The organism is Agromyces neolithicus, from assembly GCF_039529735.1.
Lineage (GTDB): Bacteria > Actinomycetota > Actinomycetes > Actinomycetales > Microbacteriaceae > Agromyces > Agromyces neolithicus.
The window spans coordinates 138,519-159,694 of record NZ_BAAANJ010000002.1 but is presented as its reverse complement, the minus strand read 5'-3'; the positions used below and the strand labels follow the sequence as shown (position 1 = coordinate 159,694).

Sequence of the window (21,176 nt, the reverse complement as noted above, 5' to 3'; positions counted from 1 at the left end):
GATGCCGCTGCCCCAAGTCTGCGTCTGCTACCTCGTGCGAGAACGCGCGGGTGTGACCGAGGTGCTGCTCGGCCGCAAGAAGCACGGTCTCGGCGTGGGCAATTTCGTGGGAATGGGCGGCAAGCTCGAGCCCGGCGAGACGGCGACCGATGCTGCGGTGCGCGAGGTGTTCGAGGAGTCGGGCGTCGTCGTGGACGCGTCTGCGCTCGAGGCGCGGGGGCTGCTCAGCTACCATTTCCCGCACCACGAGGCCTGGAGCCAGGAGTCCAGCGTGTTCGTCTGCCGCGACTGGGACGGCGAGCCCGGGCCCTCAGACGAACTCGATCCCGAGTGGTTCGCGCTCTCGTCGATCCCGTTCGACGAGATGTGGGACGATGCCCGCATGTGGCTGCCCCAGGTGCTCGCCGGGGCCAGCGTTCGCCGCATCTTCGTATTCGGTGAGGATCTCGCAACAGTGGTGTCGGAGCGCAGCCCCGTCGCGTAACATTCTTGAGAGTGCGTCGTGAGCGTCGAGCTTGCTACCCGCCTTCCATCAACATCCGGTGAACCTTCTCACCGAACCCAGAGAAAGACGCCGGTGGATCTCACCCTCATCGTCGTGCTGGTCATCGCGCTGGCGCTCTTCTTCGACTTCACCAACGGATTCCACGACACGGCGAACGCGATGGCCACGCCGATCGCGACCGGCGCGCTGCGACCGAAGGTCGCCGTCGGGCTCGCCGCGATACTGAACCTCGTCGGCGCCTTCTTGTCCACCGAGGTTGCCATGACCATCTCAGGTGGCATCATCAAGGAGGGCGATGTCGTCGACCTCGGGCCCGAGCTGATCTTCGCCGGCCTCATCGGCGCGATCGTGTGGAACATGATCACGTGGCTGCTCGGGCTTCCGTCGTCGTCGAGCCATGCGCTCTTCGGCGGTCTCATCGGCGCGGTCATCGTGGGCGCCGGCCTCGGCGCCATCGACTTCTCGGTGGTCATGTCGAAGGTCATCCTGCCGGCGATCCTGGCCCCGGTGACCGCCGGCGTCATCGCCTACGCCGCGACCAAGCTCGCCTACGTGATCACGCGGCGCAGCGACGGCAAGCCCGACGGGCGCGACGGGTTCCGCCATGCGCAGATCTTCTCGTCGTCGCTCGTCGCGCTCGCCCACGGCACGAACGACGCGCAGAAGACCATGGGCGTCATCACGCTCACTCTCGTCGCGGCCGGCATGCAGGAAGCCGGCAGTGACGTGCAGACCTGGGTCATCGTCACCTGCGCGGTCGCGATCGCACTCGGCACCTACATGGGCGGCTGGCGCATCATCAAGACGCTCGGCACCGGTCTCACCGATGTGAAGCCTGCTCAGGGCTTCGCCGCCGAGACCGCCACCGCCGCGACGATCCTCGCCTCGACGAACGTCGGCTTCGCGCTCTCGACGACCCAGGTCGCGTCGGGCTCGGTGATCGGGTCGGGTCTCGGGCGTCGCGGGTCGAAGGTGCGGTGGCGCACTGCCGGCCGCATCGGCGTGGGCTGGCTCCTGACACTCCCTGCCGCCGGAGCCGTCGGCGCGCTCGCGGCGGCCGTCGCGCACCTCGGCGTCATCGGCGTGCTCATCGATGCCGTCGTCGGTGTGGTGGTCATCGTCGCCATCTTCGTCTGGTCGCGCCGCAGCGAGGTCACCCCCGACAATGTCATGAGCGAGGTGGCCGACTCCGGCCGCGCCGTGAAGATCAAGCGCAACCCCAAGCCGAAGCAGCGGGTGAAGTCGTGATCGACTGGATCGACTTCCTCATCGTGTTCGTCGCGGCGTTCCTGGGAACCGCCGTGGTCGTGTCGGCGTATTCGTTGGGCATCCGGCTGCTCACCGTATCGGGACGCACCCCGATCGTCACGCCGGCCGAGTTCACCGACGCGATCACCGTCGTCACGCCGGCCGAGGTGCGCAAGGCCGAGAAGCGCGCTGCGAAGGCGGCGAAGAAGAGCCCGCTCAGTGACGCGCAGAAGCGCGTCGCGTTGATCGGCGCGTGGGCGTGCTTCGTCGTGAGCGCGTGCGCCGTGCTCTTCGGCATCTACCTGATCGTCGGCGAGCATGTGCTGAAGCTGCTCGGCCTCGCCTGATCAGGTAGGCGGCCGCGGCGCGTGGCCGCGACCGCGCTGCCATCGGGGTGGCAGCCGTGCGGCTGGTATGCACGCCCACCTCGGGATCGGGGGGATAGCCCCATATCGCGTGGCCCGGGGCATCCGTAGCTTTGAATCACACCCACGAACAGGAGATTCAGATCATGAGCACCGCCACCCACACCGAACCGCAGCAGCCGGTCGCCGACCCGTCGAACCCGTACGCATCCGCGTACTCGGCGCCCGTCGCCGAGTCGCGTGGGTTCAGCATCGCGAGCCTCGTGCTCGGCCTCGTCTCGATCGTCGCGAGCTACACGTTCGTCGTTCCGGTGGCCGGCCTCGTGCTCGGCATCATGGCCCTCAAGCGCGAGCCCGCCTCGCGGACCATGGCGATCTGGGGCATCGTGCTCAACGCCGTGATGCTCGGCGGCGCCGTGCTCGTCGGAATCGGCGCGGCCTTCGTGGGCCTCGCGATGCTTCCGTTCGCCTTCCTCTGATCGATCGATCCGGCTCCTGGGCCGCGCCCCCCGATTCACCGGGGGGCGCGGCCCTTCTCGTGTGTCGACCACGGCTAGGCTCGAGATGGATGCGGCGATCCCGCATCGCACTCGAACCGCACACCGCCGCGCAGCATCCCGCGCGCCCGAGGCAATGGAGCCCATCTCGTGTCGACGCCCGCATACCCATCCGCAGAACGCCGCCTCGGGGCGAGCGAGCACCTCGCCGCACCCGGCGCGCCCACACGCACCGAGAGCGACTCGCTCGGCACCGTCGAGGTACCCGCGGACGCGTACTGGGGCGTGCACACGATGCGGGCCCTCGAGAACTTCCCGATCTCGAAGCGGCCCATCTCGGTGTATCCCGATCTCGTCATCGCACTCGCGTCGGTCAAGCAGGCGGCGGCGCGGGCCAATCGCGAGCTCGGCGTGCTCACGCAGCAGAAGGCGGCGTGGATCGATGAGGCCTGCCAGCGCGTGATCGATGGCGAACTGCACGACCAGTTCGTGGTCGGTGTCATCCAGGGCGGCGCCGGAACCTCGACCAACATGAATGCCAACGAGGTCATCACGAACCTGGCGCTCGAGATCGGCGGCTACGCCAAGGGCCGCTACGACGTGCTGCACCCCATCGACGACGTGAACCGAAGCCAGTCGACCAACGACACGTACCCGACCGCGGTGAAGCTCGCGATGGCGTTCTCGCTGACCACGATGCTGTCAGAGCTCGACCAGCTGCGAATCTCGTTCGGGCGCAAGGGTCGCGAGTTCCACGACGTGCTCAAGGTCGGTCGCACCCAGTTGCAAGACGCCGTGCCGATGACGCTCGGGCAGGAGTTCCACAGCTTCGCGACGACGCTCGGCGAAGACGTCGACCGGCTTCGCGAGACCATCAAGCTGCTGTCCGAAGTGAACCTCGGTGCCACCGCGATCGGCACGGGCATCACCGCTGAGCCCGGGTACACCGCAGCCGCGGTCGCGCACCTCAGCGCTATCACGGGCATGCGCCTCGAGTCGGCGCCCGACCTCATCGAGGCCACGAGCGACACGGGCGTCTTCATGACCTTCTCGAGTGCCCTGAAGCGCAGCGCGATCAAGCTCTCGAAGATCTGCAACGACCTGAGGCTGCTGTCGTCGGGACCCCAGGCGGGGTTCGGCGAGATCAACCTGCCGCCCAAGCAGGCGGGGTCGAGCATCATGCCCGGAAAGGTGAACCCCGTGATCCCCGAGGCGGTGAGCCAGGTCGCCTACGCGGTCGCCGGGGCCGATGTCACCGTCATGATGGCGGCCGAGAGCGGCCAGCTGCAGCTCAACGCATTCGAGCCGGTGATCGCGCACTCGCTGCTGCAGTCGATCACGTGGATGCGCCAGGCGTGCTGGACCCTGCGCGTCAACTGCATCGACGGCATCACCGCGAACACCGAGCGACTCGACGCGATGGTCGCGTCGAGCGTCGGCGTCATCACGGCGCTCATCCCGTTCATCGGCTACACGGCAGCGGCGACACTCGCGAAAGAGGCGCTGAAGAGCGGGCGTCCGGTCGCCGACCTCGTGGTCGAGTCGGGGCTCATGACCCGTGAAGACGTTACGGCGCAGCTCTCGCCGTCGAAGCTCTCGGGCGTGCGCCCGATCACCATGGCGATTCCGGTGATCGACATGCAGGGCGAGCCGAGCGAGTAGCCCAAGAGGTGCACCGCGGGCCGGTACGCAGCTCATCGAGCCGATAGGGTCGATCGCATGGAGCCGCATCGGCTCGCCCTCGGCGAGGCCCGCCGCATCGCGATCACCGCACAACGGCTGACCGCCGATCGCCCGTTCGACGTCGTCGGGCTCGTGCACGACCTCACCGTGCTGCAGGTCGATCCGATCGCGGCGATCGCACCCAGCGCCGACCTCGTCGCGTGGAGCCGGCTCGGCGAAGCCTACCGGCCCGAGCACCTCACGAGCGCGCTCGAGATCGACCGCACTCTCGTCGAGCTCACCGCGATGATCCGCCCGATGTCGGATCTCCCGCTGTACCGCGGGATGTTCACCCCGTGGGCGAGCACGGACACCGTGCAACGATGGTTCACCGCGAACGAGGGGTTCGCACGGGACGTCGCTGCGCTCCTCGAGCGGTCGGGGCCGCTGCCGTCCAAGGAGATCCCCGACACGTCGACCGTGTCCTGGGCCTCGAGCGGCTGGACCACCGAGCGGCATGTCACCCAGATGCTCGAGCTGCTTGCGATGCGCGGCGATGTCGCCATCGCCGGCCGACGCGGCCGCGAGCGGGTGTGGGATGTCCCGGAGCGGGTCTATCCCGCGGGGCTGGAGGCCCTCGATCCCGAGGACGCGCGGCGCCGGCGCGACGAGCGCCGGCTCGGCGCGCTGGGCATCGCCCGGTCGAAGTCGGCCCGGACGCCGAACGAGCCCAACGACGTCGGCGACACCGGTGAGCCCGCGGTCGTCGACGGCGTGAAGGGCACCTGGCAGGTCGATCCGAGGGTGCTCGCCGCCGTGCGGGAGCATCCGTTCGAGGGTCGCACGGCGCTGCTCTCGCCGTTTGACCGGCTCATCCACGACCGCAAGCGCACGCTCGAGCTGTTCGGCTTCGACTATGCGCTCGAGATGTACAAGCCTGCGGCGAAGCGGCAGTGGGGCTACTACGCGCTGCCGATCCTGCACGGCGATCGCCTCGTCGGAAAGCTCGACGCCGCTGCAGACCGGGCGGCGGGAATGCTCGTCGTGCACGCGATCCATGAGGACGAGCCGTTCGGCCCCGCGCTGCGGCGCGCGGTCGACGACGAGGTCGAGGCGCTCGGGCGGTGGCTCGGGCTCGGGGTCGACACCGGGATGCCGCGTGCGCCGCGTCGTCGCTAGACGACGCGGCAGTGCGTGGTGAGCGACCCGATGCCCTCGATGGTGACGGTCACCGTCGAGCCGTCGCGCAGGAACACCTGGGGGTTGCGCGAGTAGCCCGCGCCCCCGGGACTACCCGTCGAGATGAGCGTGCCCGGCGGAATCGTCGCCGAGCGGGAGAGGTAGGCGATGATGTCGGCGACGGGGCGCACCATCTCGTTGGTCGAAGCGTCTTGCAGGATATGGCCGTCGAGGTTCGTCGTGAGCCAGAGGTCTTGCGGGTCGGCGATCTCGTCGGCGGTGACGACGACCGGGCCGGTGGGGGTGAAGCCGTCGAACGACTTGCAGCGCGACCACTGCGCCTCGCTGAACTGGATATCGCGCGCGGTGATGTCGTTGACGACCGTGTAGCCCCACACGTAGTCGAGCGCGTCGCGGGCGTGCACGCCGCGAGCGGGCCTGCCCATGATCACGCCGAGCTCGGCCTCGTAGTCGACCTGCGTGGCGAGGTCGCCGGGCCAGGTGGTGGTGGCGCCGTGCGCCGTGAGCGAGTTCGGCCACAGCGAGAACACCGTCATCGCGGTCTCGGAGCGCAGCTTCAACTCGGAGGCGTGGGCGGCGTAGTTGGCGCCGATGGCGAGCACCTGTGCGGGCCGGAGCACTGCGGAGGAGTGGCGCAGGTCGGCGACCGGCGTGGGCTGGGCGGAGTCGCCGCGCGCATCGACGACCTCACGGACGGCGTCGAGTCCGTGCGGGCCGCGCTCGATGAGGTCTTGCAGATCGCGCGGCGCCTCGGGCATCACATCGTCGAGGAAGAGCGCCGATTCGCCCCGGACCACCGCGAGTCGAGGGATCGTCTGGCCTTCGGCTCTCAGGTGCGCGAACTTCACCTCTCTAGGCTATCGGGCACATCTGCGCAACCTGTGTGGGAGGTGTACAACGAACTGGCGAGGCGACGTGCTCGCGTCGACAACCTACTGTGATTGCGGCCGGAGTCGCAGCTCGCGCATTCCGCCGTCGACCGCGAGCGCAACGCCGGTAGTGGAACCTGCGGCAGGACTGGCCAGGTAGGCGACGGCCGCTGCCACTTCGTCGGCGGACACGAGGCGACCGTGAGGTTGGCGAGCCTCGAGGGCGGCGCGCTCGGCAGCGGGGTCGGGCGCCGAGTCGAGCAGGCGGCCGATCCAGGGCGTGTCCGCGGTGCCCGGATCGACGGCATTCACCCGGATGCCCTCGCGCAGGTGGTCGGCGGCCATCGCGCGGGTGAGGGCGGCGACCGCGCCCTTGCTCGCGCTGTACAGTGCGCGCTCGGGAAGCCCGGCGGTCGCGGCGATCGACGAGGTGTTCACGATCGCGGCCGCGGGGGAGTCGCGCAAGTGGGGGAGTGCCGCACGACTCACGCGCGCCATGCCGACCACGTTGATGTCGAGCACTCGGTGCCACTCGTCGTCGGAGTTCGCCTCGACGTTGCCCTGGGCGCCGATCCCCGCGTTGTTCACGAGGATGTCGATGCCGCCGAACTCGGCGGCGACGCGGTCGACGCCGGCGCGCACGCTCGTGTCGTCGGCCACGTCGACGGCGACGGCGAGGTCGGCGTGGGTCGCGGCCTCGGGTTGCAGGTCGAAGACGGCCACGCGCGCGCCGCCGTCTTGCAGGTGCTTCGCGATGGCGGCGCCGATGCCGGATGCCCCGCCGGTGACGATCGCGACGAGGCCGGTGAAGTCCTGGCTCATGGTGCTGGGTCCTTTCGAGGTCACGCGGGGAGGTATTGCTGGCGTTGGCGGCCGAGGCCGTCGATCTCGAGCTCGACGACGTCGCCGGGCGCGAGGTACGGGAATCGGCCGGAGAGGGCGACGCCCTCGGGGGTGCCGGTGAGCACGAGGTCTCCAGGCTCGAGGGCGAGCACCTGGCTGAGCTGCCAGATGATCGTCTCGATGTCGAAGATGAGATCACTGGTGCGCGAGTCCTGGCGCGGCTCGCCGTTCACGAAACTGCGCAGTCGCAGGTCGCCGGCGTCCACCTCATCGCCGGTGACGAGCCATGGCCCCGTGGGGCAGAATCCGGGTGCGCTCTTGCCCTTGCTCCACTGCCCGCCGGACTCGGCGATCTGCCAGTCGCGTTCGGACAGGTCGTTCGCGACGACGTACCCGGCGATGTGCGCGGCGGCGTCGGCGGGGGAGTCGAGGTAGCTCGCACGGACGCCGATGACGACGCCGAGCTCGACCTCCCAGTCGGTCTTCGTGCTGTTGCGTGGGATTGCCACGTCGTCGTACGGGCCGACGACCGCGTTCGGCGACTTCATGAACATCACGAGCCGGGTCGGCGGCTCGGAGCCCGACTCGGCGGCGTGTGCGGCGTAGTTCATGCCGATGCAGTAGACCGCCGAGGGCCGTGCGATGGGAGCTCCGATCCGCAGGCCGTCGATGCCGGTGACCTCGGTCAGTTCGCCGGCCTCGAGCGCGGCGCGGGCCCGGACGACGCCGTCGCCACCCAGGAACACGCCGTCGATGTCGGCGGTGATCCCGCGGAGGTCGAGGGTTCGGTCACCGTCGACGACGACGGGGATCTCGGCGCCTGCTGCGCCGAGGCGGGCGAATCTCATGCTGGTCCTCTCCATCGGTGCCTGCGCGAACATCTGAGCTTTCGTGTGCGCGAGCCGGATTCAGCCACGATTCTTGCACAACATTCGGGAGTTGACAGCGTAGACATCCGATGTTTATGCTCGAGGTCGCCACGAAAGGACGCCATGAGCACGATCGTCAGTGTTGAGACCCGGGACATCCGCTTCCCCACCTCCCTCGAACTCGATGGGTCGGACGCCATGAACCCAGACCCCGACTACTCGGCGGCGTACCTGACGATCCGAACGGATGCCGCGGACGGCCTCGAAGGCCACGCCTTCGTCTTCACCATCGGGCGCGGCAACGACGTGCAGGTCGCCGCGCTCGACACGCTCCGCGGGCACTTGCTCGGCCAGGACGTCGAAGCCCTGCTCGGTGACATGGGTTCGGCGTGGCGACTGCTCGCCCACGACTCGCAACTGCGCTGGCTGGGCCCCGAGAAGGGCGTCATGCACATGGCGATCGGCGCGGCCGTCAACGCCCTGTGGGACCTCAAGGCCAAGCGTGCCGGGCTACCGCTGTGGCAACTGCTCGCCGGAATGTCCCCCGACGAGCTGGTCGCGCTCGTGGACTTCCGGTACCTCACCGATGCGATCACCCCGGGTGAGGCGGTCGAGCTCTTCCGCGCCGCCGAGCCCGGACGCGCCGAGCGCACCGCGCAGCTGCTCGAGCAGGGATACCCGGCGTACACGACGACGCCGGGCTGGCTCGGGTACTCCGATGAGAAGCTCGAGCGGCTCTGCCGCGAGGCCGTGGCCGACGGCTACCCCCAGATCAAGCTCAAGGTCGGGGCCGACCTCGCCGACGACCGTCGCAGGTTCGCGATCGCGCGGGCCACCGTCGGCCCCGACTTCCCGATCGCGATCGACGCCAACCAGCGATGGGACGTCGGCGCGGCGATCGAGTGGGTGAACGCACTCGCCGAGTTCGATCCGGTCTGGATCGAGGAGCCGACAAGCCCCGACGACGTGCTCGGCCACGCGGCGATCTCCCGCGCCATCGCGCCGATCCGCGTCGCGACCGGTGAGCACGTGCAGAACCGCATCGTGTTCAAGCAGCTCCTCCAGGCGGGTGGGATGGATGTCATGCAGATCGACGCCACCCGTGTCGGCGGCGTGAACGAGAACATCGCGAATCTCCTGCTCGCCGCGAAGTTCGGTGTGCCGGTATGCCCCCACGCCGGCGGCGTCGGCCTCTGCGAGGCCGTGCAGCACCTCTCGATGTTCGACTACGTCGCGCTTTCCGGCACGATGGACGGACGCATGATCGAATTCGTCGACCACCTCCACGAGCACTTCGTCACCCCGGCCGCCGTCAGGCGCGGTCGCTACGTCATCCCGACGGCGCCGGGCGCGGGCACCGAGATGCTCGCGGCATCCGTCGACGCGTTCACCTGGCGGGGAGCGCACGTCGGACGGGTGCCGGCATGACCGTCACCGTCACGTCGGCGGAGCGACTCGGGTCGCTCGGCTACGGTGCCGCGTCGATCGGCAACCTCTACCGTGAAGTGAGTGACGCGCAGTCGGATGCCGCGCTCGCCGCTGCGTGGGACGGCGGCATCCGCTACTTCGACACGGCGCCCCATTACGGTCTCGGGCTCTCCGAGCGCCGGCTCGGCGCGTTCCTCGCCGAGAAGCCTCGTGATGATTTCGTCATCTCGACGAAGGTCGGGCGAGTACTCGACCCGAATCCCGACTTCTCGGGCGGCGATGACATGGCCTTCGACTTCGCCGTGCCGAACCGCACCGTGCGTCGCTTCGACCCGAGCGAGTCGGGCGTCAGGCGGAGCGTCGAGGAGTCGCTCGAGCGCCTCGCACTCGATCGCATCGACATCGCGTTCCTGCACGATCCCGATGCCTACGATCTCGATCGCGGTCTGGCCGAAGGGCTGCCGGCCCTCGCGAAGCTCCGCGACGAGGGCGTCGTCCGGGCGATCGGGATCGGCACGAACAGCGCGGATGCCGCGACACGCGCCGTGCGCGAGGGCGACCTCGACCTCGTGATGATCGCGGGACGCTACACGCTGCTCGAGCAGCCCGCGCTCGCAGAACTGCTGCCGGCCTGCGAGGAGCGCGGCGTCGGCGTCGTGGCTGCGGCCGTGTTCAACTCGGGCCTGCTCGCCACGTCGACGCCGGGGGACTCCGGGCGCTACAACTACCGAGCGGTGCCGGCCGGGGTGCTCGCGCATGCGCAGCGGCTGGCGGACGCGTGCCGTGCAGAGGGCGTCGAGCTTCCGGTCGCCGCGCTGCAGTACCCCCTCGAACATCCCGCCGTTCGCTCGGTCGTCGTGGGATCGGCCAGTTCCGCCGACATCGCGCAGAACATCGCGCGCGTGGGCATGCCGCTGCCCGACGGGTTCTGGTCGCGGCTCCGAGACGCGGGGCTCGTGCCATGACCGCCGCAACGCCCACGATCGACGCGCACCTGCACCTCTGGGATCGCGGCGTCAGCGACTACGCATGGATCACCCCGGAGCTCGGGTCGTTGTACGCGGACTTCGGGCCCGATGCAGCGCGGGCCGAACTCGATGCCGCCGGCATCGACGCGGCGATCCTCGTGCAGGCCGAGGACTCTTCGGCAGACACGACCTTCATGCTGGATGTCGCGGCTCGCCACGATTGGGTCCTCGGCGTCGTGGGCTGGGTGCGGCTCGACGACTCGGCCGCCGCACGAGCCGCCCTCGAGGCGTTCGTGGGCGAACCGGCGCTCCGCGGCATCCGTCATCTCGTGCACGACGATCCGCGCGACGAGTTCCTCGACCTGCCCGAGGTACGCGCCTCGCTCACCGAGGTCGCGGAGCACGGGCTCGCATTCGATGTTCCCGATGCCTGGCCGCGGCACCTCGGCGGCGCCGGGCGGATCGCCCGGGCGATTCCCGAGCTCACGGTCGTGATCGACCATCTCGCGAAGCCGCCGGTCGGCCGCGATGACTTCGCAGCGTGGCGTCGAGAGCTCGAGGCCGTGGCGGAGTTGCCGAACACGGTCGCGAAGTTCTCGGGCCTGCAGCTGCCGGACACGCAGTTCGGAGCCGCCACGGTGCAGCCGCTCTGGGAGATCGCACTCGAGGCGTTCGGCCCCGATCGCCTGTTGTACGGCGGCGACTGGCCGATGTCGGTGCCGCACGGCGGGTACGTTCCGACCTGGGACGTCATGCGCGGATGCATCGACCAACTCGGTGCCGACGAACGTGCGGCGGTGCTCGGCGGCACCGCAGCGCGGGTGTATCGCGTGTGAATGATCAGACCGATGATGCCGACATTGCGGGAAAACTGTAAGAACGGAATCTTGTGGTTCCGAAACATCGGATGAATACCTATACTTGATCCGAATTCTCAAGGAAGAGAGGCGAACGTGCTGAGTGGCATCCACCCGATCCTCGGCGGCGAACTGCTCGCCGCCCTCGATCGGCTCGGGCACGGCGACGAGCTCGTCGTGGCCGACGCCAACTTCCCCGCCCATCGAATCGGCGGCACGGTCGTCGAGCTGGCGGGACTCGCGGCGGCCGATGTCGTCGGGGCGATCCGAACGGTCGTGCCGCTCGATGCCTACGAAGGTGCCTCGGTGCTGCTCATGGCAGCCGAGGGAGGTGCACGCCTGCCCGTGCAGCAGGAGCTCGTGGCGACGGCAGTCGTCGCCGCCGACCGCGTCGGCGAGCTGGAGCGGTTCGACTTCTACGAGCGCGCAGCGGCGGCACAGCTGATCGTGCGCACGGGCGAGCTTCGCCCCTACGGCAACCTCATCCTCCGCAAGGGCGTCGTGAACCGCTACGAGCAGGCGGGAGCAGCAGAATGACCGCACGACCGGGCGCGGCGAGCGCGCTTCTCGACGTCGAGGGAGTGAGCAAGGGGTTCCCCGGCGTGCAGGCACTCGCCGACGTTCGACTCGAACTGCGGCACGGCGAGGTGCTCGCCCTCGTCGGCGAGAACGGCGCCGGCAAGTCGACGCTCATGAAGCTGCTCGCGGGCATCTACACGCCCGATGCCGGAACGTTCCGCCTGAACGGCGAGGAACTCACGATCGAGGGACCCCGTCATGCACAGGAGCTCGGGATCTCGATCATCCACCAGGAGTTCAACCTGATGCCCGACCTCACCGTCGCCCAGAACATCTTCATCGGGCGCGAAGAGCGGCGGGGTGGGCTCTTCCTCGACGATCGAACGCTCAACCGTCGCGCTCAGGACCTGTTCGATCGGCTCGGACTCGCGCTCGACCCCGCTCAGCGCGTCGAGCAGCTCACGGTGGCGAAGCAGCAGATGGTCGAGATCGCGAAGGCGCTGTCGTTCGACGCGAAGGTGCTCATCATGGACGAGCCGACCGCGGCGCTGAACGACGCCGAAGTCGATGTGCTGTTCGAGCTCATCGGACGGTTCCGCAGTCCTGAGACGGGCGTGATCTACATCTCGCACCGCATGGAGGAGCTCTCGCGCGTCTCCGACAGGATCACCGTGCTGCGCGACGGGCGTTACGTGGGCACCAGGGTGACCGCGGAGACCGAGCCGAAGGAGATCATCGCGCTCATGGTCGGGAGGGAGATCTCGGGCGAGCAACGTCCGGCTCCGAGTCATCCCGACGGCGCACCCGTGCTCTCGGTGCGCGGGCTCTCGACGAAGCACCTGCTCCGCGACGTCAGCTTCGATGTCCACGCCGGGGAGATCCTCGGCTTCGCCGGCCTGATGGGCGCCGGCCGTACCGAGGTCGCCCGGGCGATCGTCGGCGCCGACCGGCGCGAGTCGGGGCAGATCCTGGTTCGCGGCCGCGAGGTAGCCATCTCGAGCCCCGCCGAGGCGGCGAAGCTCGGCATCGGCTACCTCTCCGAGGACCGCAAGCAGCTCGGGGTCCTGCTCGAGCGCAGCGTGCGCGAGAACATCGTGCTCTCCTCGCTGCGCGACTACGTCTCGGGCCTCGGCTTCGTCCGCGACGGCCTCATCGAGACGACCGGGCGCGAGTTCGTCGAGAAGCTGCGAATCAAGACACCCTCCACGGCGCAGCTCGTGCGCAATCTCTCCGGCGGCAACCAGCAGAAGGTCGTCATCGCGAAGTGGCTCGTGAAGGACTGCGACGTGCTCATCTTCGACGAGCCCACCCGCGGGATCGACGTTGGTGCGAAAGAAGAGATCTACGCGCTCCTGCGCAAGCTCGCCGACGAGGGCAAAGCCATCGTGATGATCTCATCCGAACTGCCCGAAGTGCTGCGGCTCTCCGACCGCATCGCCGTGATGGCCGAGGGCCGGCTCACGGCCGTGCTCGACAACGCCGAAGCCACCCAAGAGAACCTCATGGACTACGCAACGCAATTCTCAAGTGAAGGAACGATCGCACGATGAGCCCGACCACGACGAAACCGGATTCCGGCAACCAGGCGGCGCCGACGCCGTCGACGAGCGCCTACACCGCGATCGACGCCGGCCGGCCCCGCATGGCGTGGCTGCGCGGCTCGCTGCAGCAGCTGCTCGCCTTCGCGAGCCTCATCGTCATCGTCGCGGTGTTCTCGTTCCTGAGTCCGCACTTCTTCACCACGAACAACCTCGTCTCGATCCTCACCGCGGCGACCGTCACCGGCATCCTCGCCCTCGGCACGACGTTCGTCATCATCACGGGCGGCATCGACCTGTCGATCGGCACCGGCATGGTGCTCTGCGGCGTCATGGCGGGCGTATTCCTCACGTACCTCGGCTGGCCGCTCTGGGCAGGCGTCACCGCGACCATCCTGTTCGGTGCGCTCATCGGCCTCGTGAACGGCGTGAACATCTCAGTGTTCGGCATCCCGCCGTTCATCGCGACGCTCGGCATGATGCTCATCGCCGCCGGGCTCTCGCTCGTCATCTCGGGCACCAAGCCGATCTATTTCACTGAGACGCCCGACTTCCAGTCGATCATGAACCTGTCGATCATCCCGGGCATGCGGTTCCCGCTCGGTGTCGCCATCTTCATCGTCATGATCATCGTCGCGGCGGTGCTGCTGTCGAGGACGATCCTCGGCCGCTACACGTTCTCGATCGGATCGAACGAGGCGGCGACCGCGCTCTCCGGCGTGAACGTGCGACGTTGGAAGATCATCATCTACACGGTCTCCGGCCTCTTCGTCGGGCTCGCCGGTGTGCTGAGCGCATCGCGTCTCTCGTCGGCGCAGCCGACGGGCGGCATGGGCCTCGAACTCGAGGCCATCGCGGCCGTCGTCATCGGCGGCACGTCGCTCCAGGGCGGCAAGGGCTCGATCGTCGGCACGGTGATCGGCGCCCTCATCATGGCGGTGCTCACCAACGGCCTGCGCATCATTTCGGTCCCGCAGGAGTGGCAGTCGGTCGCGGTCGGCATCGTCATCCTGGTGGCCGTCTATCTCGACATGCTGCGACGTCGCCGCGCCTGAGCGAACTCCGGGGACCCGGACCCGACTGCTCCACCCGAATCATCCGCACTACCCAGCATCACCCAGCAGAACCCGAACCATACGCACACCAACCGAAAACACCAAGGAGTGATCATGTTCAAGAAGCGCACGATGGGCGCCGTCGTCGGCGTCGTCGCCGCGGCCCTCATCCTCGCCGGCTGCGCGAGCGACGGCGGAGACCAGGGAACGGGCGGCGACGCGAGCGGCGACAAGCCTTACGTCGCCCTCATCTCGAAGGGCTTCCAGCACCAGTTCTGGCAGGCCGTGAAGACGGGCGCCGAGCAGGCGGCCGAGGAGTTCGACGTCGAGGTCACCTTCGAGGGCCCTGACACCGAGGCCGACGTCGACCAGCAGATCCAGATGCTGCAGACCGCGCTCGACAAGAGCCCGGCCGCGATCGGCCTCGCCGCTCTCGACAGCCAGGCTGCCAGCCCACTGCTGCAGCAGGCGAGCGATTCGAACATCCCGGTCATCGCGTTCGACTCGGGCGTCGAGAGCGACATCCCGCTCACGACGGCCGCGACCGACAACCTCGCCGCCGCTGCCGAGGCGGCCAAGCACATGGCTGACGCGATCGGCAACGAGGGCAAGGTCGCGCTCGTCGTACACGACCAGACCTCGGTCACCGGCCAGCAGCGACGCGACGGATTCGTGTCGTACATGGAGGAGAACGAGCCGAACATCGAGATCGTCGACATCCAGTACGGCGGGGGCGACCAGGCGAAGTCGGCCGACCTCGCCAAGGCGATCATCGCGGCCCACCCCGACCTCAAGGGCATCTACGGCTCGAACGAGGGCTCGGCTATCGGCGTCGTGCAGGCGGTCAAGGAACTCGGCGTCGACCCCGCGACCCTCGCAGTCGTCGGCTTCGACTCGGGCAAGGCGCAGATGGACGCGATCCGCGACGGCCTCCTGATCGGCGCGATCACGCAGAACCCTGTCGGCATCGGCTACGAGACCGTCAAGGCCGCCGTCGCCGCCATCAGCGGCGAGGACCTGCCCGAGACGATCGACACGGGCTTCTACTGGTACGACGCGTCGAAGATCGACGATGACGAGATCCAGGCCGTGCTCTACGAGTAGGCAATCGAAGGTCACGGGGCGTCGGCTGCGGCCGGCGCCCCTTCGGCGTGTTCGAGCCGCGGTTCAGCTCAGAGCGCCGAGCGGAGCCACTGCTCGACACCGCTCACGTGCACGACGGTGAGGGCCGACGCGAGGTCGGGGTCGTCGGCGGCGATCGCATCGAGGATGGCGTGGTGCTCCTGAAGCGTGCGTTCGACCGCGTTCTCCTGGGTGATGCCCCGCCAGACGCGGGCACGCACCGTGTGGCTCGACAGGGAGTCGATGAGACTCGCCAGGTAGCTGTTGCCGGTGGATTCGGCAATACCGCGGTGGAACTCGAGATCGTGGGCGACGAGTCCCTCGACGTCGGTCGCGTCGTCGACGCTCGTCACGACTTCACGAAGGTGCTCGAGCGCGGCAGCGTCTGCGTTGCGTGCGGCCAGCGCAGCCGCGGCCGGCTCGAGGATGCGCCGCACCGCGAAGATCTCGAGCACCGACTGGTCGTCGTGGAGGTCGACGACGAATGACATCGCCTCGAGGAGCAGGCGGGGTTCGAGGCTCGTGACGTAGGTGCCGTCACCGCGTCGCACATCGAGCACCCGAATGACTTCGAGGGCCTTCACCGCTTCGCGGAGGGAACTGCGGGAGAGTCCGAGCCGTTCGCTGAGCTCCTTCTCGGGGGGAAGCCGGTCGCCGGGGGCGAGCTCGCCGGCGAGGATCATCTCTTTGATGCGCAGAATCGCTTCGTCGGTGACCGCCATGGCTGCATCGTATCGCGCCGAATCGAAAACATCAGACCTCTGCGCTCGCGGCGCGCCAGAGGTGCATTGAGGCGTAGCTGCGCCAGGGGGCCCAGCGCGAGCCGAGGGCGTCGAGCTCAGCTGCAGTGCCGGGCAGGCCGAGGCGCGCTGCGCCGTTGCGCAGCGCGAGGTCGCCCGTGAGCAGCACGTCGGGTGCGCGTGTGACGCGCATGGAGACGTAACCCGCCGTCCACGGACCGATGCCGGGCACCTCGAGGAGGTCGAGTCGCAGGTCTTCGCGTTCGCGCTCGGGAGCGACGACGAGTTCGCCCGAGTCGAGCCGACGGGCGACGTCGACGATCGTGCGCACACGGGCGGCAGGGCCCCGCAGCACCTCGGCGCCGTGCTCGGCGATGGCCGCGGCCGTGGGGAACAACAGGTGCGGAGCCGGCACAGCAGGGGCCTGGCCGCCCGGTCGCCCGGAGTCGTCGAGGCGGTCGACGCCGACCTGATCGACGCCGACCTGATCGACGCCGCCCTGATCGGCGCCGATACGGTCGCCGAGTTCGGCGGCGAGGCGCGAGAGCGCCGTGCGCGCGGCCTTCACCGAGATCTGCTGCCCGATGAGTGCGCGGAACACGAGTTCATGCGGATCGAGACAGCCCGGGACCCGGATGCCCGGCCTTGCCGCGACCGACGGGGCGAGCACCGGATCGGCGCCGAGCACGTCGTCGATCGCCACCGCATCGGCGTCGAGGTCGAACAGTCGACGCACCCGGGCGACGAGCGGGGGCAGGTCGGCGAGGCTCGCGAGCCGTGCGTCGACCTCGATGGCGGGGGAATCTGCGTCGGCGCCTGCGCTGAGCTCGACGAGTGCCGGCCCGCCGGGAAGCCGCAGCGTGCGCCGGAAGCGGCCGGGACCGGCGGACTCGATGCCATCGACGGCGCGCGCCTCGAGCCAGGCGAACACCCCTGCGGCGTCGAACGGGGCTCGGGCGGGGAGCCGCAGGTGCACGGCCCCCGACGCCGGTGCGATGGTACGGGGGCGGTGCGCCACCCGCTCGCGCACACGAGCCGCGGCCCGCAGCTCGAGCGGGCTGCGGTCGTAGACCTCGCGGATCGTCTCATTGAACTGGCGCACGCTGCCGAAACCCGAGGCGAACGCGACGTCGGCCGCGGGCATCGCCGTGCTCGTGAGCAGCACCCGGGCCGTCTGTGCGCGGTGCGCGCGTGCGAGCGCGAGCGGCCCCGCACCGAGCTCGGCAGTGACCACGCGGGTGAGGTGGCGGGTGGTGTACCCGAGCCGCGCAGCGAGCCCGGGCACGCCCTCGCGCTCGACGACGCCGTCGGCGATGAGCCGCATGGCCCGTGCCGCCAGGTCGTCGCGCAGGTCCCACTCGGGCGAACCGGGCACGGCGTCGGGCAGGCAGCGCTTGCAGGCCCGCAGCCCCGCCTCGTGCGCGGCGGCGGCCGTGAGGTAGAAGCTCACGTTCGTGGGCTTGGGTGAGACGGCCGGGCAGCTCGGGCGGCAGTAGATGCCGGTCGAGTGCACGCCCGTGATGAACTGCCCGTCGAACCGTGCGTCGCGCGCACGCATGGCACGGTAGCGTTCGGCGAACACGGGGTCGGCGAGGGGATCACCGTGCCGGTGCCGACCGGTCACGGGGGCGAGTGCGGTCTGCGTCATGTTCCCAGCCTTGCACGCGCCGCAGACACTCGGCGGCGGAAATCGGACACGACCGCCGTCGATAGTGTTGATGGATGTCGCACACCGTCGTCGCCCGCCTGCAAGATGCCCTCGGAGCATCCGTGACCACCGATCCCGACGCGCTCGAGGCGACCCGTGACGACCGCTCGGGGTGGCGCAGCGCGAGCCTGCCGATCGCGGTCGTGCTCGCGACATCCGTCGACGAGGTTCAGGCCGTCATGCGCATCGCCCACGCCACCGGCACGCCCGTCGTGCCGCGCGGGGCGGGCACCGGCCTCGCCGGCGGGGCCATCGCGAGCCCCGGCGCGATCGTGCTCGACCTCTCGCGCATGAACCGCGTCCTCGAGATCTCCGACGCCGACGAGCTCGCCGTCGTCGAGCCGGGCGTGCTCAACGGCGACCTCAACGACCTGCTCGCGGCGCGCGGACTGTGGTTCGCACCCGACCCCGCGAGCCGCGCGATCTCATCGATCGGCGGCAACATCGCCACCAACGCCGGGGGACTGCTGTGCGCGAAGTACGGCGTGACGCGCGAGGCCGTGCTCGGGCTCGCGGTCGTGCTCGCCGACGGCCGGCTGCTGCGCACGGGCCATCGCACCGTGAAGGGCGTCACGGGGTACGACCTCACCGCACTGCTCACGGGCTCTGAGGGCACCCTCGGCGTCATCGTCGAAGCGACCGTGCGGCTGCGGCCGATCATGCCAGGCGCGACGGTCACGGTGGCGGGCGTCTTCGCCGACGTCGACGGCGCGGCCGCGGCATCGGCTGCCGTCACTGCCGCACGGCTGAGACCCGCCGTGCTCGAGCTGATCGACGCGGCCGGCCTGGCGCGTGTCGCCGCGCACCTCGGCGACGACGAGCTGGCAGGCACGCCGCTCGCGACGCTCGCGCCCGGCGAGACCTTCCTGCTCGCGCAGACCGACGGCGCGGGTGCCGCCGACGAGGCCGCGGCCATCGCCGCCCGGTTCGCGGCCGCGGGCGGGCGCGTCTCGACGTCGACCGACGACGCCACCGGTGATCGGCTGCTCGACATCAGGCGGGCGATGCACCCCGCGCTCGCCGCATCGGGCAACGTGCTCATCGAAGACGTCGCGGTGCCGCGGTCGCGCCTGCCCGAGATGTTCCGCGAGATCGAGCAGATCGGCGCGCGCCACGGCATCGAGATCCCCACGCTCGCGCACGCCGGCGACGGCAACCTGCACCCGAACTTCGTGTACACGGGCGACGAGGTGCCACCGCATATCTGGCAGGCTGCTGACGAGATGTTCCGTGCCGCCGTCGCCCTCGGCGGCACGCTCACCGGTGAGCACGGGGTCGGTGTGCTCAAGCGTCGCTGGCTCGCCGACGAACTGGGCGACGACTCGTTCGAACTGCAACGCGGCATCAAGGCACTGTTCGATCCCACCGGAATCCTGAACCCGGGGGTCATGTTCGAGGCATCCGCACCCGCGCCTCGATAAGCTTCGGGCGTGAGCCAGACGGCACCCGCCCCACGCCCCTATCGCGCCCGCAGCGGGGGATTCGCCCTCGCGGTGGTCGGCATCGCCGTCGCGGGCCTCATAGGGCTCGGCGTCGTCGCCTACCTCGCTTCGACTCTCGGCGTGTCGACGCTCATCGTCGGCTCGCTGGTCGCGCTGGTGCCGCTCGTCGTCGTGCTGCTCGCCATCCGCTGGGTCGACCGGTGGGAGCCCGAGCCCGTCGGCGCCCTCTGGTTCGCGTTCCTCTGGGGCGCGGCCGTCTCGGTCGCCATCGCGCTCGTCGTCGATCTCGGCGTGCAGCTCACGATGGCGTTCGCCACCGGCGGGGCGGCCGCCGAGGCCGCGCAGGCCGTCATCCAGGCGCCACTCGTCGAAGAGATCGCGAAGGGCCTCGGGGTGCTGCTCATCTACGCCTTTTCGCGGGCGCACTTCGACGGCCCGGTCGACGGGCTCGTCTACGCGGCGACCGTCGCGGCGGGTTTCGCGTTCACCGAGAACATCCTCTACTTCAGCGTCGCACTGATCGAGGGCGGCGCCGAAGACCTCGGCTCGACGTTCGTCATCCGAGGCATCTTCTCGCCGTTCGCGCACGTGCTGTTCACGGCGTGCACGGGTCTCATGATCGGCTTCGGCGTGCGTCGCGGCGGGGGAGCCGGTGTGGTCGGCTGGTTCCTGCTCGGCCTGCTGGGCGCGACCCTGCTGCACGCCCTGTGGAACGGTTCGGCCGTCTTCGCGACCGATGCGATCGGGCTCTACTTCACCGTGCAGGTGCCGATCTTCATAGCCGCGGTGCTGCTCACCCTGTGGCTGCGGCGCGAAGAGGTGCGCGTCACGCGGCGTCGCCTGGGCGAATACGCCGCCGCCGGCTGGTTGAGCGCCGGCGAGGTCGACATGCTCGCAACGCCGTCGGGCCGGCGCCGGGCGAAGGCATGGGCGGGTGCGATGGTTCCGCCGCGCACGGCGCCGATGCGGCGCTTGATCCGCGATGCCACGCACCTCGCATTCACGCGTCAGAAGCTCGCGTCGGGGCAGGGCGGCGCACGCGCGGTCGCCGACGAGCAGGCGCTGCTCGCATCGCTGAGCGCCACTCGCCGCGAACTGCTCGGCTGATGGGGTGGGCGGTCCACGAAACCCGGCGTGTGCTTCGGCCCGGCCGGGTCGGCGCAACACGAGTCGTGTGGCACGACAAGAAACTCGCCGCCCAAGTGGTGTGGCATGGCCGACAGCGCTACGTGGGCGACGAGTTCTCGAATTCCAGAGTGCTACGTGTTCGCAGTCAGCGCAAGAGGGCGGTGGACGGTTGTCCTGCGATTGCGACGGCGCCGGGCATCTGCTCAACTGGAGCCATGACCGATACGAACAGCAAGCCCGAGATCGACGCTCCCGAGGGCCCCGCCCCGGTCGATCTCGTCGTCGAAGACCTCGTCCTGGGTGAGGGTGCCGAGGCCGCCGCAGGCTCGACGGTCGACGTGCACTACCTCGGCGTCGAGTACGACAGCGGCGCCGAGTTCGACTCCTCGTGGAGTCGTGGCCAGTCGATCAACTTCCCGTTGCAGGCGCTCATCGCCGGCTGGCAAGAGGGCATTCCCGGCATGAAGGTCGGCGGCCGTCGCAAGCTCACGGTGCCGCCGCAGAAGGCATACGGTCCCGCCGGCGGCGGTCACCAGTTGTCGGGCAAGACCCTGATCTTCGTGATCGACCTGCTCGGCGTGAGCTGACCCCGACACGCACAGACATCGAAGGG

General features: G+C 69.4%; 21 protein-coding genes. 16 read left to right on the top strand and 5 right to left on the bottom strand.

Features of this window, described 5'->3' with window-relative positions; translation table 11 throughout:
- Position 1 precedes the first annotated feature (1 nt).
- The 6 genes from ABD164_RS04000 (at position 2) to ABD164_RS03975 (ending at position 5,456) form a co-directional block, all read left to right on the top strand.
- Positions 2 to 484 carry an 8-oxo-dGTP diphosphatase gene (locus ABD164_RS04000; RefSeq protein WP_344293685.1) on the top strand — a complete coding sequence of 161 codons (483 nt, stop codon included), beginning with the start codon at positions 2 to 4 and terminating at the stop codon, positions 482 to 484.
- A 93-nt stretch (positions 485 to 577) separates the two neighbouring features.
- Positions 578 to 1,753: an inorganic phosphate transporter gene (locus ABD164_RS03995; protein ID WP_344293683.1), complete on the top strand. Its 1,176-nt coding sequence runs from the start codon at positions 578 to 580 to the stop codon at positions 1,751 to 1,753.
- Positions 1,750 to 2,100, top strand: coding sequence for a peptidase (locus ABD164_RS03990; RefSeq protein ID WP_344293681.1), 351 nt, complete (start codon positions 1,750 to 1,752; stop codon positions 2,098 to 2,100). Before ABD164_RS03995 ends, ABD164_RS03990 begins: the two co-directional genes overlap by 4 nt.
- 164 nt (positions 2,101 to 2,264) lie before the next feature.
- Entirely contained in the window at positions 2,265 to 2,597 is a 333-nt protein-coding gene (locus ABD164_RS03985) for a DUF4190 domain-containing protein (RefSeq protein ID WP_344293679.1), read from the top strand.
- A 168-nt stretch (positions 2,598 to 2,765) separates the two neighbouring features.
- Complete coding sequence (locus tag ABD164_RS03980) at positions 2,766 to 4,277, top strand: aspartate ammonia-lyase (RefSeq protein ID WP_344293677.1); 1,512 nt, start codon at positions 2,766 to 2,768, stop codon at positions 4,275 to 4,277.
- Between the two features lie 57 nt (positions 4,278 to 4,334).
- Positions 4,335 to 5,456, top strand: a complete 1,122-nt coding sequence (locus tag ABD164_RS03975) for a DNA glycosylase AlkZ-like family protein (RefSeq protein WP_344293675.1) — start codon at positions 4,335 to 4,337, stop codon at positions 5,454 to 5,456.
- Here the strand turns inward: ABD164_RS03975 and ABD164_RS03970 are convergent.
- The 3 genes from ABD164_RS03970 to ABD164_RS03960 all read right to left on the bottom strand — a co-directional run bounded on the left by ABD164_RS03970 (position 5,453) and on the right by ABD164_RS03960 (position 8,037).
- Positions 5,453 to 6,325 carry a fumarylacetoacetate hydrolase family protein gene (locus ABD164_RS03970; protein ID WP_344293673.1) on the bottom strand — a complete coding sequence of 291 codons (873 nt, stop codon included), beginning with the start codon at positions 6,323 to 6,325 and terminating at the stop codon, positions 5,453 to 5,455. The genes ABD164_RS03975 and ABD164_RS03970 overlap by 4 nt on opposite strands.
- Before the next feature lie 84 nt (positions 6,326 to 6,409).
- Positions 6,410 to 7,168 (bottom strand): SDR family NAD(P)-dependent oxidoreductase, encoded by a 759-nt coding sequence (locus tag ABD164_RS03965; RefSeq protein ID WP_344293671.1) that lies wholly within the window; start codon positions 7,166 to 7,168, stop codon positions 6,410 to 6,412.
- 20 nt (positions 7,169 to 7,188) lie between these two features.
- Positions 7,189 to 8,037 carry a fumarylacetoacetate hydrolase family protein gene (locus ABD164_RS03960; protein ID WP_344293669.1) on the bottom strand — a complete coding sequence of 283 codons (849 nt, stop codon included), beginning with the start codon at positions 8,035 to 8,037 and terminating at the stop codon, positions 7,189 to 7,191.
- 144 nt (positions 8,038 to 8,181) lie between these two features.
- Between ABD164_RS03960 and ABD164_RS03955 the strand changes: the two genes are divergently transcribed.
- From ABD164_RS03955 to ABD164_RS03925, 7 genes are all read left to right on the top strand, one after another.
- The gene (locus tag ABD164_RS03955; protein ID WP_344293667.1) at positions 8,182 to 9,486 is read left to right on the top strand and encodes an L-fuconate dehydratase; all 1,305 of its coding nucleotides are present in this window, start codon (positions 8,182 to 8,184) and stop codon (positions 9,484 to 9,486) included.
- On the top strand, positions 9,483 to 10,451 hold the full coding sequence (locus tag ABD164_RS03950) for an aldo/keto reductase (RefSeq protein ID WP_344293665.1): 969 nt from the start codon (positions 9,483 to 9,485) through the stop codon (positions 10,449 to 10,451). Before ABD164_RS03955 ends, ABD164_RS03950 begins: the two co-directional genes overlap by 4 nt.
- Positions 10,448 to 11,290, top strand: a complete 843-nt coding sequence (locus ABD164_RS03945) for an amidohydrolase family protein (RefSeq protein WP_344293663.1) — start codon at positions 10,448 to 10,450, stop codon at positions 11,288 to 11,290. Before ABD164_RS03950 ends, ABD164_RS03945 begins: the two co-directional genes overlap by 4 nt.
- 117 nt (positions 11,291 to 11,407) lie before the next feature.
- A complete protein-coding gene (locus ABD164_RS03940) occupies positions 11,408 to 11,848 on the top strand; it encodes an RbsD/FucU family protein (protein ID WP_344293661.1) in 441 nt (146 codons plus the stop codon).
- Positions 11,845 to 13,380 carry a sugar ABC transporter ATP-binding protein gene (locus ABD164_RS03935; RefSeq protein ID WP_344293658.1) on the top strand — a complete coding sequence of 512 codons (1,536 nt, stop codon included), beginning with the start codon at positions 11,845 to 11,847 and terminating at the stop codon, positions 13,378 to 13,380. The genes ABD164_RS03940 and ABD164_RS03935 overlap by 4 nt, the downstream gene beginning before the upstream one ends.
- The gene (locus tag ABD164_RS03930) at positions 13,377 to 14,423 is read left to right on the top strand and encodes an ABC transporter permease (protein WP_344293656.1); all 1,047 of its coding nucleotides are present in this window, start codon (positions 13,377 to 13,379) and stop codon (positions 14,421 to 14,423) included. Before ABD164_RS03935 ends, ABD164_RS03930 begins: the two co-directional genes overlap by 4 nt.
- A 114-nt stretch (positions 14,424 to 14,537) precedes the next feature.
- Entirely contained in the window at positions 14,538 to 15,527 is a 990-nt protein-coding gene (locus ABD164_RS03925; RefSeq protein ID WP_344293654.1) for an ABC transporter substrate-binding protein, read from the top strand.
- Positions 15,528 to 15,595: 68 nt separating this feature from the next.
- On the opposite strand, the gene ABD164_RS03920 is transcribed toward ABD164_RS03925, so the two are convergent.
- Positions 15,596 to 16,267, bottom strand: a complete 672-nt coding sequence (locus ABD164_RS03920) for a FadR/GntR family transcriptional regulator (RefSeq protein WP_344293652.1) — start codon at positions 16,265 to 16,267, stop codon at positions 15,596 to 15,598.
- Between the two features lie 31 nt (positions 16,268 to 16,298).
- Positions 16,299 to 17,933 carry a DNA-3-methyladenine glycosylase 2 family protein gene (locus ABD164_RS03915; protein WP_344293650.1) on the bottom strand — a complete coding sequence of 545 codons (1,635 nt, stop codon included), beginning with the start codon at positions 17,931 to 17,933 and terminating at the stop codon, positions 16,299 to 16,301.
- Positions 17,934 to 18,007: 74 nt separating this feature from the next.
- Here ABD164_RS03915 and ABD164_RS03910 point away from each other — a divergent pair, with 74 nt between their 5' ends.
- From ABD164_RS03910 to ABD164_RS03900, 3 genes are all read left to right on the top strand, one after another.
- Positions 18,008 to 19,414, top strand: a complete 1,407-nt coding sequence (locus ABD164_RS03910; protein WP_344293648.1) for an FAD-binding oxidoreductase — start codon at positions 18,008 to 18,010, stop codon at positions 19,412 to 19,414.
- A gap of 9 nt (positions 19,415 to 19,423) precedes the next feature.
- Positions 19,424 to 20,542 (top strand): PrsW family intramembrane metalloprotease, encoded by a 1,119-nt coding sequence (locus tag ABD164_RS03905; protein ID WP_344293646.1) that lies wholly within the window; start codon positions 19,424 to 19,426, stop codon positions 20,540 to 20,542.
- A 236-nt stretch (positions 20,543 to 20,778) separates the two neighbouring features.
- Positions 20,779 to 21,150 (top strand): FKBP-type peptidyl-prolyl cis-trans isomerase, encoded by a 372-nt coding sequence (locus tag ABD164_RS03900; RefSeq protein WP_344293644.1) that lies wholly within the window; start codon positions 20,779 to 20,781, stop codon positions 21,148 to 21,150.
- The last annotated feature ends 26 nt before the right edge of the window (positions 21,151 to 21,176 follow it).

Excerpts from the sequence above, each read along its gene's own strand:
- ABD164_RS03965 (WP_344293671.1), bottom strand. The coding sequence starts at position 7,168 with ATGAGCCAGGACTTCACCGGCCTCGTCGCGATCGTCACCGGCGGGGCA.
- ABD164_RS03915 (WP_344293650.1), bottom strand. The coding sequence starts at position 17,933 with ATGACGCAGACCGCACTCGCCCCCGTGACCGGTCGGCACCGGCACGGT.
- ABD164_RS03945 (WP_344293663.1), top strand. The coding sequence starts at position 10,448 with ATGACCGCCGCAACGCCCACGATCGACGCGCACCTGCACCTCTGGGAT.
- ABD164_RS03930 (WP_344293656.1), top strand. The coding sequence starts at position 13,377 with ATGAGCCCGACCACGACGAAACCGGATTCCGGCAACCAGGCGGCGCCG.
- ABD164_RS03920 (WP_344293652.1), bottom strand. The coding sequence starts at position 16,267 with ATGGCGGTCACCGACGAAGCGATTCTGCGCATCAAAGAGATGATCCTC.
- ABD164_RS03955 (WP_344293667.1), top strand. The coding sequence starts at position 8,182 with ATGAGCACGATCGTCAGTGTTGAGACCCGGGACATCCGCTTCCCCACC.
- ABD164_RS03900 (WP_344293644.1), top strand. The coding sequence starts at position 20,779 with ATGACCGATACGAACAGCAAGCCCGAGATCGACGCTCCCGAGGGCCCC.
- ABD164_RS03950 (WP_344293665.1), top strand. The coding sequence starts at position 9,483 with ATGACCGTCACCGTCACGTCGGCGGAGCGACTCGGGTCGCTCGGCTAC.
- ABD164_RS03910 (WP_344293648.1), top strand. The coding sequence starts at position 18,008 with ATGTCGCACACCGTCGTCGCCCGCCTGCAAGATGCCCTCGGAGCATCC.
- ABD164_RS03935 (WP_344293658.1), top strand. The coding sequence starts at position 11,845 with ATGACCGCACGACCGGGCGCGGCGAGCGCGCTTCTCGACGTCGAGGGA.
- ABD164_RS04000 (WP_344293685.1), top strand. The coding sequence starts at position 2 with ATGCCGCTGCCCCAAGTCTGCGTCTGCTACCTCGTGCGAGAACGCGCG.
- ABD164_RS03985 (WP_344293679.1), top strand. The coding sequence starts at position 2,265 with ATGAGCACCGCCACCCACACCGAACCGCAGCAGCCGGTCGCCGACCCG.
- ABD164_RS03925 (WP_344293654.1), top strand. The coding sequence starts at position 14,538 with ATGTTCAAGAAGCGCACGATGGGCGCCGTCGTCGGCGTCGTCGCCGCG.
- ABD164_RS03960 (WP_344293669.1), bottom strand. The coding sequence starts at position 8,037 with ATGAGATTCGCCCGCCTCGGCGCAGCAGGCGCCGAGATCCCCGTCGTC.
- ABD164_RS03975 (WP_344293675.1), top strand. The coding sequence starts at position 4,335 with ATGGAGCCGCATCGGCTCGCCCTCGGCGAGGCCCGCCGCATCGCGATC.